Source organism: Bacillus sp. MSP13 (assembly GCF_000815295.1).
GTDB lineage: Bacteria > Bacillota > Bacilli > Bacillales > Bacillaceae > Bacillus > Bacillus vallismortis.
This window is the reverse complement of the sequence record NZ_JXAQ01000010.1, coordinates 238,539-254,730: the sequence shown is the minus strand read 5'-3', so window position 1 is coordinate 254,730 and position 16,192 is coordinate 238,539. Positions and strand designations below refer to the sequence as shown.

Below are 16,192 nucleotides of genomic sequence, written 5' to 3'. Positions count from 1 at the left end.
GGCTCTACGTGTGACGATGCTGGTTTTTTTTCAGGATCACAAACAGCACAATCGCTGCGATCAAGGTGAGAATGCTGACAAAAAAGAAGGCTGCCAGTTTTAGAAAAACACCGAGCAAAACAAACGCCACGGCGGCTATAAGAAAAATCATGCCTAATAATCTCATATATTCAACCCCTTTTAAGGGTATCTTTCCCGCACAGATCGTTTTTAAACCAATAGAAAAAGGCGCCTGGGGGAGCGCCTTCATACAAACAATTACTCAGTAAATTTTTGTGCTTCTTTTTCCCAGGTCTGTTCGAATTCATCTGCGCTGGCCGCTGAGATATATTCTCCGCCGCCAGCAACAGCCGCCTGTTTCATCTCTTCGTTCCCTTTTACATCAAAGTTAAATCCAATAATGTTTACAATTGTATCCACATTTGCTTCGCGAAGCTTTTCAATTTCCGCCGCTGGATCTCCGCCGCACGTTTCTTCACCATCCGTGATGACATACACCACATTTTTTCCGTTGGCGTCAAATGCTTCAAGTTCTTTTCTTGTATCTGAAAGGGCTTTGGCAATCGGTGTCCAGCCTGTTGGCTTGATCTCGCTCAATGAATTGTCAAACAGTGATCCTTCATATGGATGAAGGCCGTAAATGGTTTCTGTCGTGCCGCATGAAAGAGCTTTACCTGACAGTTTATTGTTTCCAGCATGCCCGAAAACGCGAAGCATCAAATTTGTATCCTTCGGAAGCAGCTCGGCAAACGACTTTACGGATTTTTTGGCAATATCTATTTTGCGCTCTCCTCCTGTTTTTTGAACCATGCTTCCGCTTCCGTCAAACAAAACAGCCACATTTGTATCAGCCTGTTTTTCAGCGGCAAAGGACGGGGATGCAATAGAGACAGTCAGCAATCCAATGAGACCGGCAGTCAGCAATTTTTTCATACAACAACTTCCTTTCTTTCTCATATTTTCCAACTTTATGTTGGATTCTTCTTTATGCTAGAATATCAAAATGCAAAAAGATATAGGGCAAGCTGCCTTTTGTGCCGCTTTCACTTTCTGTACAAAATCGCTTGATATGCCGATGATTGTTAGCCATTTTCGCCCATAAAGCAGATACAGACTGTGACATCACTCATTCTTTTTTCTCCTTGAATACGACAAATTAACGGAAATCTAATACTATGATACAAGCAGACAGCTAATCACTATTGAACATTTTGTTACATACAAAAAAGAGGCTGACATCGGCCAGCCTCTTTTTCCTTATTTAGATAACATCAATGACTGCTGAGTGAAGATTTTCTCAACATCTTTTTGAGTATACGCAGGGAAGTATTCACCGCCGCCTACTTTCGCAATCGCGTTCAGCTGGCCTTTGTATCCCTCTTTATAATCAAAACCGATCACATTCACAGTGATATTGTCTTTATGCAGTTCTTTTGCTGTTTTAATCGGATTTCCTCCGCACGTTTCCTCACCGTCTGTCAGCAGATACACTACTTTTTCCCCTTTTGTATCAAGCTGATCAAACGAAGATTTCGCCTCGTTCAGCGCTTTGGCAATTGGCGTCCAGCCAGTCGGCCCGATTGCATTGAGAGAATTGAGGAAGCTTTGCTCGTTAAAGCTTTGGAAGCCGTAAACGTTGCGGATAGATTCACATGATTGAACTTTTCCTGAATTTTTATTGTTTCCTTCTGAACCAAACACGCTCATTTTCACTTGAGTTCCTTCCGGCAGTGAGCTTGCAAACTTAGAAATTTCTTTTTTAGCTGAATTAAATTTAGATACACCGTCTATTCTTTTCGCCATACTTCCGCTGGCATCAAGCAAGACTGCCACGTTTGCCGGATCTTCAGCCTTCGGTTCTTCCTTTTCAGCCGCAAAAGCAGGTGACGTTAATCCAAATAACAAGCCTGTCATCATGATCAGTGAAAATCTTTTCTTCATGTTCGTACCCCTTTACAAGTTGGTTTCTGCGTGCAGATGTTCAACGCTGAACATAACTAATCGTAATCGACAAAAACAGAGAAATAAATAGGGCGGGCTTCCTCAATCGTGTTATTTACTTTTGCATAGAAACCTTTGTTTTTATTAGTGATTTCCACCTAATGATAAGATGAAAAAACAACATTGCCGGCCTTTTGGCTTTCGTTATATGAGTCTGTCGAAGTCTGTCGATACATGTGGATTACTTTACCACATCACGAAGTCCGCTATTAGGAAAAAGGAACTGATTTCCTTGTCATTCTAAAGGCTGCAGGAGCTCCTCTAAACCGTTTCAACAGCTCTTGGATAAAAGACATTCAGGAACAGAAAAGGACGCTCAATGAGCGTCCTTTCTACTTCTTGGCCATATATTTATTCAAAAACGAATCGGCTTCAGAAATTTGTGTGCCTTTGTAATAGTACTTCACAATGTCATTAACCGTTTTTCCTTCTTTCGCCATAAAATTGGCGCCATATTGGCTCATCCCGACACCGTGTCCAAAACCTCTCGTCGTGACAGTAATCGTGTCTCCGCTTCGCTTCCATTCAAAATCGGCTGAATTGAGGCCCAGCTTCTCTCGTATGTCTCTTCCTTTCAGCGTCTTGCCGTTAATAACGGCAGTTGCGACTTGGCGGCCCGGTGTTTCTCCGGTAATCTGTCCGACTGTGCCAGACCCATCCAGCTTGACGCCAAGCTTTTGCTCAAACTCCGAGGCTGTGAAGGTTTTCGTCGCCTTATATTTTGGAGACTTTTTATCCCATGAGCTTTTGACGCTTTTTAAATAAGGGATGGCACTTGTCCAATAGGCTTCTGCATTTTCTGTGTAGCCGTTGCTTGTAGAGAAAAAAGAGGCTTCAATCGGCTGGTTGTTGTACGTTAAGATTTTGCCTTGCGTGCTGGCAACCGCATCTGTGATTTTCTTCAAATCCCGCTCGTAGCTTGCCCCCCACTGTTTTTTCAGCTCCGCTTTGCTTTTATACACCTGGAACATCTGTGTATCATCGACCAGCGAGCCTTTAGGAGCCTCAACCGCTGAATTTGACACCATCAGTCTGACAATAAACGTTCTGGCGGCGAGAGCCTGCGCTTTCAGCGCTTCAGTTTCAAAGGTTGCGGGCATTTCGGAGGCGACGACTCCAATTACATACTCTTCAAGCGGAATGTGTTCTACGGATTGATTTGCGGTTCGATAGACGGGAATAGAAACAGGCGATGCTTTCAACGTTTCCGCTCCTTTTGATGCCGGTTTCGTGCTGACTGCTGTCTTTCCTGATTCTGCACTGGCTTCCGCTTCTTTGTTATGCTGAAACGGTATGACCAAGAGTGTGGGAATCAAGAGAATCAATGCACATAGTATGGATAGTGTAATTACGAATTGTTTCATATTCAGCTGCCTCCTGCTCGGGATTCGACTCTAGTCTAGTCTATGGGCAGGGACAAGCTAATATGACTCTCGTTTTGGACAGAAACTTTATTTGTCATTTACGTATTCTTTTTTGCTATTTTGCGCATAATGATGATAATACACGAAAAATAAAAAACCAGTATGCCAGAGTGACATACTGATTTTCATGTGGTTTATGCGTTTAAGTCAGATACGACTTCTTTGTTCTCTTGCTCAGAAGCAGACTCATCATTTACACGTTCGATGTCTGCGCCGATAGCCTCAAGCTTCTTATGGAAATCAACGTAACCGCGGTCTAAGTGCTTCAGTTCAGTAACACGCGTATGACCTTCAGCCACTAACCCCGCAAGAATCAGCGCTGCACCTGCACGCAAATCAGTCGCTGCAACTTCAGCTCCCTGAAGCTGTACAGGACCATTAATGATGACAGAACGTCCTTCAATCTTGATATCACCATTCATACGGCGGAATTCTTCCGCATGCATAAAACGGTTTTCAAAAACAGTTTCTGTAATCATGCTTGTGCCGCTTGCACGAAGCAGAAGCGCCATCATTTGTGACTGCATATCAGTCGGGAAGCCTGGGTGAGGCATTGTTTTAATGTCAATCGGTTTGAGTTGTTTCGGGCCGATGACACGCAAGCCTTCACCTTCATCCTTAATCGTTACACCCATCTCTTCCATTTTCGCAATTAAAGAGGTGAGGTGTTCAGGAACCGCTCCTTTCACCAATACGTTTCCTTCTGTGATTGCAGCAGCAACCATAAATGTGCCCGCTTCAATGCGGTCAGGAATAATATGGTGTTTTACGCCGTGAAGCTTTTCGACCCCTTCAATTTTGATGGTGCCGGTCCCAGCTCCGCGGATTTTACCGCCCATACCGTTGATATAGTTTGCTAAATCAACGATTTCGGGTTCTTTCGCCACGTTCTCCAGCGTTGTTGTTCCTTCAGCCAGAGCGGCTGCCATAATCAGGTTCTCTGTAGCTCCTACACTTGGGAAGTCCAGGTAGATTTTTGCGCCTTGCAGACGGCCGTTCACTTCAGCTTCGATGAAGCCATTGCCGACTTTGATTTCTGCGCCCATTGCTTCAAAACCTTTTAAATGCTGATCGATCGGTCTGGAACCAATTGCGCATCCGCCCGGAAGCGCAACTCTTGCATGACCTGTACGCGCAAGAAGCGGCCCCATGACAAGCACAGACGCACGCATTTTACGAACATATTCAAAAGGTGCTTCAGTTTGCAAAGCGTATGAAGCATTTACAGTCACTTCATTATTCTCAAAATGCACATCTGCTCCTAAATGACGCAACACTTCGTTAATTGTATATACATCGGAGAGCGTAGGTACATCACAAATTACGCTTTTTTCTTCACTTGCTAACAAAGATGCAGCGATAACAGGTAAAACAGCATTTTTAGCGCCTTCAACTTTGACTGTGCCGTTTAACTTTTGACCGCCGCGGACGATGATTTTTTCCAAGGTATTCCCCTCCGCGTCCCTAAATTCTCTATATTAATATTCAGTCGTTACGATTGGTGTGCCAACCGTAACGGTATGTTTTCCGCCCATTCCTGCACTTCTAAGTGCAATTTGCAAATTCATTTTATGTTTCGAGGTCATGATGTACTCTTCCCACTCATCTGTAAACGCAGAAATAGAAACGAAATTTGGCTCAACTACATGTTCTACAGATCTTGCTTGAAATTCATTTAATAACTGATTTGCTTTTTTTTGCAAAACAATATTCATATTATCATTTAAATGACCATTTAGACAAGTAAAAATAACTACTTTTTCTTGGAATATCCCGAGTGTCTCACGTTCAAACTGTTCATATGTATCATTCCAGCTATTCGGTGTCTCAAGACTCATTTGCTCATATAATAAATACGAAGTTGGGTTGTGTTTTTTGAGGGTTGTGACAAGCTGCAGCCTAAAAGAAGTGCGATTTTTTTTGTCAGTATATGTGCCAATGGCCTTTACGACCTTATCTTCCTGTGCAAGCTCCCAATCATATTGACGATACTCTGATTGTAAACGTTGCACTTTTTGATAAAATTCTTTTTCGGTCAGCGACATGTTTTGTTTGGCATGCAAAGTCCACTTATCTATTGACACATCTTGGCGATTCAGCCCCTCTGCCAGTTGTGCTAACGGCGTTAACTCCCTCGCATGAATGGTATGGAAAACAGCTATGACGAAGCTTAGCGTCACGGAAATGATAATAGCGCGGCTTACTTGTTTTTTGTTCATGTTCATCTCTCCCCCTTATCCCCAGTTTTACCGGAGGCAAGAGGCGCCATACGTAAAAATCTTCGTCAAAACTCGAGCTATTCGCTTCAACCCTTCCCCCAACCATTCCCTAGATGATGAGGTTCCAAACCTATTAAAATAGATAGGGAAGCTGCTGTGAATAATTGAGGTAATCTAAAAAGAAATTTGCAACGGCCGTTCCAATGGCGATTGTCAGCAACATCATCAGGAGCCTAGCCTGCACAACTTTGCCTTTTTTAATTAACGGATCGATATTGACGGCTTGCAGCGCCCACCAAGTCACCGCTATAAAAATCAGGTGCACGACAATGCCGATAGCAGCCTGCTGTCCCAATACACTCATCTATTCCACTCCTTTCATCCTTCTCCGCGTTTATACCCTTTCTTATTATATAAGAAGCACAGATAAAGATGATACATTTTATACAGAATGGAATAATCAGCCATATATAGGGCTAATCCCCGCTTAAAGTGCGATTCTTTTACATGGTATACTGAATTGGAAAGGAGCTGACAAATGTGAATCATTCTTTTTTTCAGCCTGAAAAGCAATACGGTGAGGACCTGCCAATTTTTGAACAGGAATGGGAAGCAATTGCATTCTATTATGATTATAGACAGTCGCAGATTGAAGAACTGAATGAATTGTGTCAGTTTTATAACATTTCTCTTACTTATGCGAGAGAAAGCCTTGAAGAGCTTGAAAACCTTTATTTTCAAAGTATACAAGAGCTATTGCTTACTGATTGGAACCTTCCTATTGAAGAATTTGAGAAAATGATCAGTGTGTATCTTATAGATTGCGTGATTGCCCATCATGAGGATGCGGAATGGATCGTAAAACCTTATCCGTACACAGACGGCGCTTATACAATGGGCTTCAGAAGACATCGGAAATCATGGCATACCGTAAATTGCTGCGATCGTTTATACTTGCGGCAAAAAGAGGGCCAACCGCTGCTCTCGCTGTTTGATTCTCTTGTGCGGTCATAAAAAAATCCTTCTCATAAAGAGAAGGATTTTTTCTATTTCCCTGCTACATCCAATCTGTTCAAAGCCCGCTGTAACGCAAGCTCAGCCCGACGAATGTCAGTATCATATGATTGAGAATTCAAACGCTCCTGCGCCCGCTGGCGTGCAGCTTCAGCGCGCTCTTTATCAATGCCTTCCGCTTTTTCCGCGGTTTGGGCAAGGATGGTTACATGATCAGGGCGGACTTCTACAAATCCGCCGCTGACGGCAACCAATTCAGTCTGCCCGTCTTTTTTCAGACGGACAGCGCCGATTTTAAGAGGAGCCACGGTTGGAATATGACCTGGCAAAATACCGAGATCGCCGCTTTCGGCTCTCACGCTCACCATTTCGATATCCGCATCGTATACTGGGCCGTCGGGAGTAACGATATTGACTTTAACGGTCTTCATGCTTTTACCCTCCTAGGACCAGATTAAACTTCTACACCCATTTCTTTTGCTTTCTCAACAACTTCTTCGATACGGCCTACAAGACGGAACGCATCTTCAGGAAGATGGTCGTATTTGCCGGCTAAGATTTCTTTGAAACCTTGAACCGTTTCTTTTACAGGCACGTAAGAACCTTTTTGTCCAGTGAACTGTTCAGCCACGTGGAAGTTTTGAGAAAGGAAGAACTGAATGCGGCGTGCGCGTTGAACGACAAGCTTGTCTTCATCACTTAACTCATCCATACCGAGAATCGCAATGATATCTTGAAGCTCTTTGTAACGCTGAAGCGTTGACTGTACTTCACGGGCAACTGCATAATGCTCTTCTCCGACAATTTCAGGAGCAAGGGCGCGTGATGTAGAAGCCAACGGATCAACCGCAGGGTAAATACCCATTTCAGTTAACTTACGCTCAAGGTTTGTTGTCGCATCCAAGTGAGCGAACGTTGTTGCCGGCGCCGGGTCAGTGTAGTCATCGGCAGGCACGTAGATCGCCTGGATAGATGTAACTGATCCAACGTTTGTAGATGTGATACGCTCTTGAAGCTGCCCCATTTCAGTCGCGAGCGTCGGCTGATAACCAACCGCTGAAGGCATACGGCCAAGAAGGGCAGAAACTTCGGAACCCGCTTGCGTGAAACGGAAAATGTTGTCGATGAAGAACAGTACGTCCTGTCCTTGTTCATCACGGAAGTGCTCAGCCATTGTAAGGCCTGTCAAAGCAACACGCATACGTGCGCCCGGCGGCTCGTTCATTTGTCCGAATACCATGGCTGTTTTGTTGATTACGCCAGAATCGCTCATTTCGTAGAAAAGGTCGTTTCCTTCACGAGTACGCTCTCCTACACCGGCGAATACAGAGATACCGCCGTGCTCTTGCGCGATGTTGTTGATTAATTCCTGGATTAATACGGTTTTACCTACACCGGCACCGCCGAACAATCCGATCTTACCGCCCTTGATGTATGGAGCAAGCAAGTCAACAACTTTAATACCTGTTTCAAGAATTTCAACTTCTGTTGAAAGCTGATCAAATGAAGGCGCCTGTCTGTGAATCGGATCCTTTTTCGCATCCGCAGAAAGCGGCTCATTCAAATCAATATTTTCTCCGAGTACGTTAAATACACGGCCGAGTGTTACATCACCAACTGGCACTGAGATTGGCGCTCCTGTATCAATAGCTTCCATTCCGCGCTGAACACCGTCCGTAGACGCCATTGCGATTGTACGGACTGTATCATCGCCTAAATGAAGAGCGACCTCAAGCGTTAAATCAATACCTACTTCGTTTTCACTTGCTGGCTGTGAAACCTTAATCGCATTATAAATTTCAGGCAAGTGACCGTCTTCAAAACGTACGTCGACGACCGGACCTAATACCTGGCTAACGCGTCCTTTCTTCATCGCTATCCCTCCTGACAAAATCTTTCTATTCTAAAGCGGCTGCTCCGCCGACAATTTCCGTAATTTCTTGTGTGATGGCTGCTTGGCGAGCGCGGTTGTAAGAAAGCGAAAGTGAATCGATAAGATCCTTCGCGTTGTCTGTCGCGTTTTTCATCGCCGTCATTCTTGCAGCGTGCTCACTTGCTTTACTGTCAAGAAGCGCACCGAAAATTAAGCTTTCTGCATATTGAGGAAGCAAAACCTCCAGAACCTCTTCTTCAGACGGTTCAAATTCATATGACGCCGTTCTCTTTCCGCCGCCGCTGCCCAAATCAGTTAACGGCAGAAGTTTTTTCTCCGTGACTTCTTGAGAAATGGCGCTGACAAAATGGTTATAAACAAGGTGCAATTCATCATACGCACCATCTGTAAACATTTGGATCGTTTGCCGGGCAAGATCCTTAATCTGTGCAAACGTTACTTCATCTCCAAGTCCTGTTAACTCGGAAATGATGGGAATCTCACGTTTCTTAAAGAAATCACGGCCCACTCTTCCGATGACGATCACCGCGTACTCATCCTTAGACTGATGACGTTCTTGCATGGCCTGATAAGCACTTCGTAAGACCGAACTGTTAAAAGCGCCGGCAAGACCGCGGTCAGACGTAATGACTAGGTATGCTGTCTTTTTCACTTCTCTGCTGATAAGCATCGGATGCTTCACGTTGCCGGAAACTCTTCCGACGTTTGACACAACCTCTTGGATCTTATCCATATATGGCACAAATGATTTTGCGTTGTTTTCAGCACGATTCAGTTTAGCCGCAGATACCATCTGCATGGCCTTTGTAATCTGGCTTGTTTTTTTCGTTGACGTGATCCTTGACTTAATATCGCGTAATGAGGCCAAAGATTTCACCACCTTTTCTCTTCATCTGCGTAAAAAGAGAGAAAAAGAGAACCTTTTTCTCTCATCAGCATTCGAGTTAGTTGCTTGGTGCAAATGTGCGTTTGAAGCCTTCGATTGCCGCTTTGAAGTCTTCATCAGCAGGAAGGTTTCCTGTTTTCGCAATTCCATCAAGCAGTTCTTTATGGTTTTGGTCAAGGTACATGTAGTACTCTTCTTCAAAACGTCTGATGTCCGCAACAGGAATATCATCAAGATGTCCTTTTGTCAGCGCATAAAGAATGGCTACTTGCTTTTCTACCGGAAGCGGCTTGTTCAGATCCTGCTTCAGCACTTCAACTGTACGCGCACCGCGGTTCAGTTTCGCCTGAGTCGCTTGGTCGAGGTCAGATCCGAATTGAGCGAAGGCTTCCAGCTCACGGTATGACGCAAGGTCAAGACGCAGTGTTCCTGATACTTTTTTCATCGCTTTGATTTGCGCTGAACCACCGACACGGGATACAGACAATCCGGCGTTGATCGCTGGACGTACGCCCGAGAAGAACAAATCAGATTGCAGGAAGATTTGTCCGTCGGTGATAGAGATAACGTTCGTTGGAATATAAGCGGAGATATCTCCAGCTTGTGTTTCTACGAACGGCAGAGCTGTAATTGATCCCGCGCCTTTCGCGTCGCTAAGCTTTGCTGCACGCTCTAGCAGGCGGGAATGAAGGTAGAAAACATCCCCAGGGAACGCTTCACGGCCTGGCGGACGGCGAAGAAGCAAGGACAGCTCACGGTAAGCAGCCGCTTGTTTAGAAAGATCATCGTATACAACAAGAACGTGCTTGCCGTTGTACATAAATTCTTCTGCCATTGTAACTCCTGCATACGGAGCCAGGTACAGAAGCGGTGCCGGCTGTGACGCAGACGCCGTTACAACGATTGTGTAATCAAGCGCGCCGTGCTTACGCAATGTTTCTACTACGCCGCGGACTGTTGATTCTTTTTGACCGATCGCTACGTACACGCAGATCATGTCTTGGTCTTTTTGGTTCAGGATGGAATCGATCGCAACTGAAGTTTTACCTGTTTGACGGTCACCGATGATCAGCTCACGCTGGCCGCGGCCAATTGGAATCAGTGCGTCGATCGCTTTAATACCCGTTTGGAGCGGTTCATGAACGGATTTACGGTCCATAACGCCTGGTGCAGGGCTTTCGATCGGACGCGTTTTGCTAGTAAGAATCGGGCCAAGTCCGTCTACCGGCTGGCCTAATGGGTTCACAATACGGCCGATTAGTTCCTCACCGACAGGAACCTCCATGATGCGTCCTGTTCTTTTTACTTCGTCTCCCTCACGGATCTCACTGAAAGGTCCTAAGATAACGATACCTACGTTTGATTCCTCAAGGTTTTGGGCCATGCCCAGAACGCCGTTTGAAAACTCGACAAGTTCACCGGCCATACAGTTGTCAAGGCCGTGCACACGCGCAATACCGTCACCGACTTGGATGACTGTACCTACGTCTTGAACTTCAATATCAGATTGATAATTTTGTATTTGCTGTTTTATCAGCGTGCTAATCTCTTCAGCTTTGATGCTCACTTAGGTTTCACCCCTTCTATCGATTTTCCCCGGCTAGTTGACGTTCAATGCGCTGAAGCTTTCCGCTTACACTGCCGTCAAAAATCCGGTTTCCAATGCGGACTTTAATGCCGCCTATTAAATCCGTCTGCACTTCATTTTTGATTCTCAGTGAAGCGACTCCGGCTTTTTTTGCAAACACTTGTGATAATGATGAAATTTCCGCCTCCGTCAGCGGTTTCACTGAATATACGATTGCGTCTTCTGTTTGACGGGCCTCATTTGCGAGTTTGATAAACTCATCTGTAAGATCAGGCACGATCGCCGCCCGATGGCGGTCAATCAAAAGAAAAATCGTATTGAGCACGGAATGCGACAAAGAGCCAAATGCATTTTGAACCAGCTCTTTTTTCTTCGCAGTCGGCACCTTCGGATGGTTTAACACATCATTAAGCGCTTTTTCATTTTGAAATACTTGTTTTACAACAGTTAGCTCTTCTTCTACTTGATTCAGCTGAGCGGACTCATTGGCAATATCAAAAAGAGCTGACGCATATCGTTTAGAGACAGCTGATCCACTCATCGGCTTTCTCCTACCTCTTTAAGATAGTCCTGAATCAATTTCTCTTGAGCTTGTTCATCCAGTTCTTTTTCGATCACTTTCGACGCAATCATGACAGATAGAGACGCTACTTGCTCACGGAGAGCAGAAACCGCCTGTTCTTTTTCCTTCACGATTTCAGTTCTCGCTGCTTCTTTCAGACGTTCAGATTCTGCACGTGCAGCCTGGATAATTTCTTCTTTTTGCTTATCTCCCAGTTTCTTCGCGTTTTCGATAAGAGTTTGGGATTCCTGTCTTGCTTCTTTTAAAAGAACGCGTTGCTCTTCAATCAGCTGCTGCGCTTCTTTATTTTTTTCTTCAGCAGACGTAATTTCTCCAGCGATGTGGTCTTCACGCTGTTTCATTATGTTTAATAGCGGCCCTAAAGCGTATTTCTTCAGAAGCGCTAATAAGATTAACATAGCTAACAGTTGGAACAGGATATCTCCGCCGTTAAACGATAATCCTAGTTCAAGTGGTAATTGAGACATCTACTACGGCAACTCCCTTCTGCAGGTTTTTCTTTGCTGATCCAGCAGCCGCACTTGTCTCTTTTCAGCCGGCAAGGCGGGTTGCTTATCAGACATAAAGCAATGGCGAAGGTTCTCTTGGAATGATCTTCGCCATTTTTAGTTCATATAAGGCTTTTATGCTTAGCCAAAGAACGCTAAGAATGCGATAACGACAGCGATAATAGGAAGGGCTTCAACCAATGCGATACCCATGAACATAAGCGTTCTAAGTTCTTTACCTGCTTCCGGCTGACGGGCAATCCCCTCTACCGTACGTGAAACAATCAAACCGTTACCAATACCTGCACCAAGTGCGCCTAAACCAATTGCAATCGCAGCTGCTATTAAATTCATGAAAAAGTTCCTCCTTTAAAATGTTATCCGTTTGGATATAATGTTTTAGTGATCATGACTGATTTTATGAGACATGTACACCATCGTGAGCATTGTAAAGATAAACGCTTGGATGGCGCCTATAAATAAACTGAATGCTTGCCATGCCAGCATCGGCAGAATGGCGCCGATTGTACCGACAAGACCGAGAGCCACGCTTTGCGAATAATGGCTTGTCGCTAAACCCGCAAGCAGGCCGAGAAGAATCTCACCAGCGAAGATGTTACCATAAAGCCGCAACCCGAGAGTCAGCGTATTGGCAAACTCTTCGATGATTTTCATCGGGAGCATGAATGGAACAGGCCTTAAATAGTCTTTAGAATACTCCTTGAGCCCTTTCATCTTCACACCATAGTAGTGGGTTAAAGCGACAACCATCACGGCTAGCGTTAATGTAATGGCAGGGTCGGCTGTCGGAGATTTCCACCAGAGCTCATGTCCGATTGTAATAGAGAACGGCAGCCCCAGCATATTCGACACAAATATGTACATCAGCAATGTGACACCAAGTGCCAAGAAGTTCGCCCCTGTTTTCAAATCCATTGTACTGCCGATAATATTGCGGACGAAATCAACAACCCATTCCATAAAATTCTGGGCTTTTCCGGGACGGATCGAAAGCGTTCTTGTCGTTAATATCGCAATCAATAAAACAATCACACTCGCCACAGTAATCATCAGAATGTTTGTCAGATTAAAAGTAAGACCTAGAAATTCAATAGTTCTGTATTCATGATTCAAAGGGTTTTCACCTCTCTTCCATTGATGAACGTTTAAGCTGGATAATAGAATCTATCATAATGACAGGGTATATTGTCATTAATCCAATGATTGTGCTTGCCATATGAACATGCTCAGGGTTTTTATAGGCGACAGCTGCTGCAAGAATCGCATTGCACCACCGCGCTGCGCTCCCCAAAGATCGTATGGACTTTCCTTTCTCAACAGCTCTGTCAAAAGCGTTCATTCTTCTGATGAGCAGTAAAAAATTAAACAAACTGAAAACAGTTCCCAGAATAAGGCCTAAAAAAACGGTTTTATACGCTGTTAAACCATAACCCAGTACATACACTGCCAAAATGCATAATAGATATTTTCGTTGTCTGCTAAATGTAAGCTTGGGATCGTCCATCAACTATCTGTCTCCTGATGAAAAATAATGTATTTCTTAGATACGGCAAAATCAGCGGTTAACCCTAGTAGAAGACCTTTTTTGACCGGCAAAACGGGCCTGTTCGAAAAAATCATTCATCCGCAAGCCTTGCAAGGATGCTGTTTCATTCGCTTAATAAATCCTCATAATACGGGTTTTCTGAGAGGATTTACATTGAGGATGGGGACTATAATGAAAGCTATGAAAACCTTCTCATAATACCCTCGTTTAGCATACAATAGCCCCTAACAAGTGTCAATCTGTTTAAAGTTAAAAAACTTTTTATACTGTAAGCATCCACAGAATGTTCACATTTTCACCTATAATTGTATACAGATTGGCCGAACAGCAAATAACTGGATAAAAAAAGAAAACCCTTTTTCGGGGTTTTCTTTTTTATTTTGTTCCAAACATACGGTCTCCCGCATCTCCGAGACCTGGAACGATATAACCTTTTTCATTTAATTTATCATCAAGCGCCGCAATGTAAATATCCACGTCCGAATGATGCTTTTGCAATTCTTCCACACCCTCCGGCGCCGCTACCAGACACATAAAACGAATGTTTTTCGCGCCGCGTTTTTTGAGGCTGTGAATGGCTTCAACCGCGGAGCCGCCTGTGGCCAGCATCGGGTCAACCACGATGAATTCACGCTCTTCCACGTCAGAAGGAAGCTTGACATAGTATTCCACTGGTTTTAAGGTTTCAGGATCACGGTACAGGCCGACATGCCCCACTTTTGCCGCTGGAATAAGCTTTAAGATGCCGTCAACCATTCCCAATCCGGCTCTGAGGATAGGAACCACTCCGAGTTTTTTCCCTGAGATGACTTTCGACTTCGCCGCCTGAACCGGTGTGTTGATATCCACTTCTTCCAGAGGGAGATCACGGGTAATTTCAAACGCCATAAGCGTTGCCACTTCGTCTACAAGCTCTCTAAAATCCTTCGTACCTGTCTCTTCATTCCGTATATATGTCAGCTTGTGCTGAATTAAAGGATGATCAAATACATAAACCTTACCCATACTGTGTTTCAGCTCCTTTTTTATTGTCACATCAACAATTACACACTTCTATTGATTCTACAAAAAAAGACATGGAGTTTCAAGAACATCGTCAAAAAACCCGCCGGGCATAAGCCTGAGCGGGTTTTTAGGATCTTAGTAATCTAATTCATTATATAGAGGGAATTTATCTGTCAGAGCAGCTACACGCTGGCTTGCTTCTTTAAGTTTCCCTTCATCTTCGTGGTTTTTCAATGCAAGCGCTATAATAGCGCCAACTTCGTCCAATGCGTCTCCGTCAAAACCGCGGCTTGTCACAGCAGCTGTACCAAGACGGATGCCGCTTGTTACGAAAGGTTTTTCCGGATCATATGGAATCGCGTTTTTGTTAGACGTAATACCAATTTCATCAAGCACATGCTCCGCAACCTTACCTGTCAGTCCGAGAGAACGAAGGTCAACAAGGATAAGGTGGTTGTCTGTTCCGCCTGAAACAAGCTCGACGCCTTCTTTCGTTAACGCTTCAGCCAAGCGTTTTGCATTTGAGATGACGTTTTGTGCATATGTTTTGAAATCGTCCTGCAATACTTCGCCGAATGAAACAGCTTTTGCAGCAATTACGTGCATCAGCGGGCCGCCTTGAATGCCAGGGAAGATCGATTTATCAATTTTCTTGCCAAACTCTTCACGGCAAAGAATCATACCTCCGCGAGGTCCGCGCAGTGTTTTATGTGTTGTTGTTGTCACGAAATCAGCATAAGGAACCGGGTTTGGATGAAGGCCTGCCGCAACAAGTCCAGCGATATGCGCCATATCCACCATGAAGTAAGCGCCGACTTCATCGGCAATTTCACGGAATTTCTTAAAGTCGATTGTACGAGGATACGCACTTGCTCCTGCCACAATAAGCTTCGGTTTATGAGCGAGGGCTTTTTCACGCACGTCATCGTAATCAATATATTGAGTTTCTTTATCTACGCCGTACTCAACAAAGTTATATTGAACACCGCTGAAGTTGACTGGACTTCCGTGTGTTAAATGGCCGCCGTGGGAGAGGTTCATCCCAAGTACAGTATCGCCTTGCTCCAAAATCGTGAAGTATACTGCCATGTTTGCTTGTGCGCCTGAATGCGGCTGAACGTTTACATACTCCGCTCCAAAGATCTCCTTCGCGCGGTCACGAGCGATATCTTCAACGACATCAACGTGCTCACATCCGCCATAGTAGCGTTTGCCCGGATATCCTTCAGCGTACTTGTTTGTCAAAACAGATCCTTGTGCTTCCATAACCGCTTCACTTACAAAGTTCTCAGAAGCAATCAATTCGATCTTAGTCTGTTGGCGTTCACGCTCATTTTTAATGGCGTTAAACACTTGTGCGTCTTGCGCAGGTAAATGTTTCATCAGCGAGATCCTCTCCTATCCGTATCCTGTTCTTTGTTTTTACCATCACTATTGTACATGGTTTTTTAGGCCGATGTAAAAGATTATTTTCAAAAAACCAAAAATTCCGTTGGTAAAAACGAATATTAATAACTTAAATT

At 44.4% G+C, this 16,192-nt stretch carries 19 protein-coding genes; 1 reads left to right on the top strand and 18 read right to left on the bottom strand.

Annotation, left to right across the window (positions count from 1 at the left end; translation table 11 throughout):
• Window positions 1-4: 4 nt before the first annotated feature.
• The 7 genes from SC79_RS20085 to SC79_RS11875 form a co-directional block, all read right to left on the bottom strand.
• Complete coding sequence (locus SC79_RS20085) at window positions 5-166, bottom strand: hypothetical protein (RefSeq protein WP_052245601.1); 162 nt, start codon at window positions 164-166, stop codon at window positions 5-7.
• Between the two features lie 92 nt (window positions 167-258).
• The gene (locus SC79_RS11900) at window positions 259-933 is read right to left on the bottom strand and encodes a vWA domain-containing protein (RefSeq protein WP_039075214.1); all 675 of its coding nucleotides are present in this window, start codon (window positions 931-933) and stop codon (window positions 259-261) included.
• A gap of 324 nt (window positions 934-1,257) precedes the next feature.
• A complete protein-coding gene (locus tag SC79_RS11895) occupies window positions 1,258-1,941 on the bottom strand; it encodes a vWA domain-containing protein (RefSeq protein ID WP_039075213.1) in 684 nt (227 codons plus the stop codon).
• Between the two features lie 392 nt (window positions 1,942-2,333).
• Window positions 2,334-3,365 (bottom strand): stage II sporulation protein D, encoded by a 1,032-nt coding sequence (spoIID, locus tag SC79_RS11890; RefSeq protein WP_039075212.1) that lies wholly within the window; start codon window positions 3,363-3,365, stop codon window positions 2,334-2,336.
• A gap of 194 nt (window positions 3,366-3,559) precedes the next feature.
• Entirely contained in the window at window positions 3,560-4,870 is a 1,311-nt protein-coding gene (gene murA / locus SC79_RS11885; protein ID WP_039075211.1) for a UDP-N-acetylglucosamine 1-carboxyvinyltransferase, read from the bottom strand.
• 33 nt (window positions 4,871-4,903) lie between these two features.
• Entirely contained in the window at window positions 4,904-5,644 is a 741-nt protein-coding gene (locus tag SC79_RS11880) for a YwmB family TATA-box binding protein (RefSeq protein WP_039075210.1), read from the bottom strand.
• Window positions 5,645-5,777: 133 nt separating this feature from the next.
• Window positions 5,778-6,008 (bottom strand): DUF1146 family protein, encoded by a 231-nt coding sequence (locus SC79_RS11875; protein WP_010328914.1) that lies wholly within the window; start codon window positions 6,006-6,008, stop codon window positions 5,778-5,780.
• Between the two features lie 176 nt (window positions 6,009-6,184).
• Here SC79_RS11875 and SC79_RS11870 point away from each other — a divergent pair, with 176 nt between their 5' ends.
• Window positions 6,185-6,658 carry a hypothetical protein gene (locus SC79_RS11870; RefSeq protein WP_039075209.1) on the top strand — a complete coding sequence of 158 codons (474 nt, stop codon included), beginning with the start codon at window positions 6,185-6,187 and terminating at the stop codon, window positions 6,656-6,658.
• 32 nt (window positions 6,659-6,690) lie between these two features.
• On the opposite strand, the gene SC79_RS11865 is transcribed toward SC79_RS11870, so the two are convergent.
• The 11 genes from SC79_RS11865 to glyA form a co-directional block, all read right to left on the bottom strand.
• Window positions 6,691-7,089, bottom strand: coding sequence for a F0F1 ATP synthase subunit epsilon (locus SC79_RS11865; RefSeq protein WP_039075208.1), 399 nt, complete (start codon window positions 7,087-7,089; stop codon window positions 6,691-6,693).
• Between the two features lie 23 nt (window positions 7,090-7,112).
• Window positions 7,113-8,531 (bottom strand): F0F1 ATP synthase subunit beta, encoded by a 1,419-nt coding sequence (gene atpD / locus SC79_RS11860; RefSeq protein ID WP_010328918.1) that lies wholly within the window; start codon window positions 8,529-8,531, stop codon window positions 7,113-7,115.
• 25 nt (window positions 8,532-8,556) lie between these two features.
• Window positions 8,557-9,420, bottom strand: coding sequence for an ATP synthase F1 subunit gamma (gene atpG, locus SC79_RS11855; RefSeq protein WP_039075207.1), 864 nt, complete (start codon window positions 9,418-9,420; stop codon window positions 8,557-8,559).
• A 76-nt stretch (window positions 9,421-9,496) separates the two neighbouring features.
• Window positions 9,497-11,005 carry a F0F1 ATP synthase subunit alpha gene (gene atpA / locus SC79_RS11850; RefSeq protein ID WP_010328920.1) on the bottom strand — a complete coding sequence of 503 codons (1,509 nt, stop codon included), beginning with the start codon at window positions 11,003-11,005 and terminating at the stop codon, window positions 9,497-9,499.
• A gap of 16 nt (window positions 11,006-11,021) precedes the next feature.
• Entirely contained in the window at window positions 11,022-11,567 is a 546-nt protein-coding gene (locus SC79_RS11845) for a F0F1 ATP synthase subunit delta (RefSeq protein ID WP_039075206.1), read from the bottom strand.
• Entirely contained in the window at window positions 11,564-12,076 is a 513-nt protein-coding gene (gene atpF, locus SC79_RS11840; RefSeq protein ID WP_003221894.1) for a F0F1 ATP synthase subunit B, read from the bottom strand. Before atpF ends, SC79_RS11845 begins: the two co-directional genes overlap by 4 nt.
• A 162-nt stretch (window positions 12,077-12,238) precedes the next feature.
• Window positions 12,239-12,451, bottom strand: coding sequence for a F0F1 ATP synthase subunit C (atpE, locus tag SC79_RS11835; protein WP_003151167.1), 213 nt, complete (start codon window positions 12,449-12,451; stop codon window positions 12,239-12,241).
• Between the two features lie 45 nt (window positions 12,452-12,496).
• Complete coding sequence (atpB, locus tag SC79_RS11830; RefSeq protein WP_003221896.1) at window positions 12,497-13,231, bottom strand: F0F1 ATP synthase subunit A; 735 nt, start codon at window positions 13,229-13,231, stop codon at window positions 12,497-12,499.
• A 7-nt stretch (window positions 13,232-13,238) separates the two neighbouring features.
• Complete coding sequence (atpI, locus tag SC79_RS11825) at window positions 13,239-13,622, bottom strand: ATP synthase subunit I (protein ID WP_010328922.1); 384 nt, start codon at window positions 13,620-13,622, stop codon at window positions 13,239-13,241.
• A 417-nt stretch (window positions 13,623-14,039) separates the two neighbouring features.
• A complete protein-coding gene (upp, locus tag SC79_RS11820; protein ID WP_010328923.1) occupies window positions 14,040-14,669 on the bottom strand; it encodes a uracil phosphoribosyltransferase in 630 nt (209 codons plus the stop codon).
• Between the two features lie 135 nt (window positions 14,670-14,804).
• Window positions 14,805-16,052, bottom strand: coding sequence for a serine hydroxymethyltransferase (gene glyA / locus SC79_RS11815; protein WP_039075205.1), 1,248 nt, complete (start codon window positions 16,050-16,052; stop codon window positions 14,805-14,807).
• Between the last annotated feature and the right edge of the window lie 140 nt (window positions 16,053-16,192).

Bases quoted from the DNA above. Each gene is read 5' to 3' on its own strand.
- SC79_RS20085 (WP_052245601.1), bottom strand. From the start codon at position 166: ATGAGATTATTAGGCATGATTTTTCTTATAGCCGCCGTGGCGTTTGTT.
- SC79_RS11900 (WP_039075214.1), bottom strand. From the start codon at position 933: ATGAAAAAATTGCTGACTGCCGGTCTCATTGGATTGCTGACTGTCTCT.
- SC79_RS11895 (WP_039075213.1), bottom strand. From the start codon at position 1,941: ATGAAGAAAAGATTTTCACTGATCATGATGACAGGCTTGTTATTTGGA.
- spoIID (WP_039075212.1), bottom strand. From the start codon at position 3,365: ATGAAACAATTCGTAATTACACTATCCATACTATGTGCATTGATTCTC.
- SC79_RS11880 (WP_039075210.1), bottom strand. From the start codon at position 5,644: ATGAACAAAAAACAAGTAAGCCGCGCTATTATCATTTCCGTGACGCTA.
- SC79_RS11875 (WP_010328914.1), bottom strand. From the start codon at position 6,008: ATGAGTGTATTGGGACAGCAGGCTGCTATCGGCATTGTCGTGCACCTG.
- SC79_RS11865 (WP_039075208.1), bottom strand. From the start codon at position 7,089: ATGAAGACCGTTAAAGTCAATATCGTTACTCCCGACGGCCCAGTATAC.
- atpD (WP_010328918.1), bottom strand. From the start codon at position 8,531: ATGAAGAAAGGACGCGTTAGCCAGGTATTAGGTCCGGTCGTCGACGTA.
- SC79_RS11845 (WP_039075206.1), bottom strand. From the start codon at position 11,567: ATGAGTGGATCAGCTGTCTCTAAACGATATGCGTCAGCTCTTTTTGAT.
- atpF (WP_003221894.1), bottom strand. From the start codon at position 12,076: ATGTCTCAATTACCACTTGAACTAGGATTATCGTTTAACGGCGGAGAT.
- atpE (WP_003151167.1), bottom strand. From the start codon at position 12,451: ATGAATTTAATAGCAGCTGCGATTGCAATTGGTTTAGGCGCACTTGGT.
- atpI (WP_010328922.1), bottom strand. From the start codon at position 13,622: ATGGACGATCCCAAGCTTACATTTAGCAGACAACGAAAATATCTATTA.
- upp (WP_010328923.1), bottom strand. From the start codon at position 14,669: ATGGGTAAGGTTTATGTATTTGATCATCCTTTAATTCAGCACAAGCTG.
- glyA (WP_039075205.1), bottom strand. From the start codon at position 16,052: ATGAAACATTTACCTGCGCAAGACGCACAAGTGTTTAACGCCATTAAA.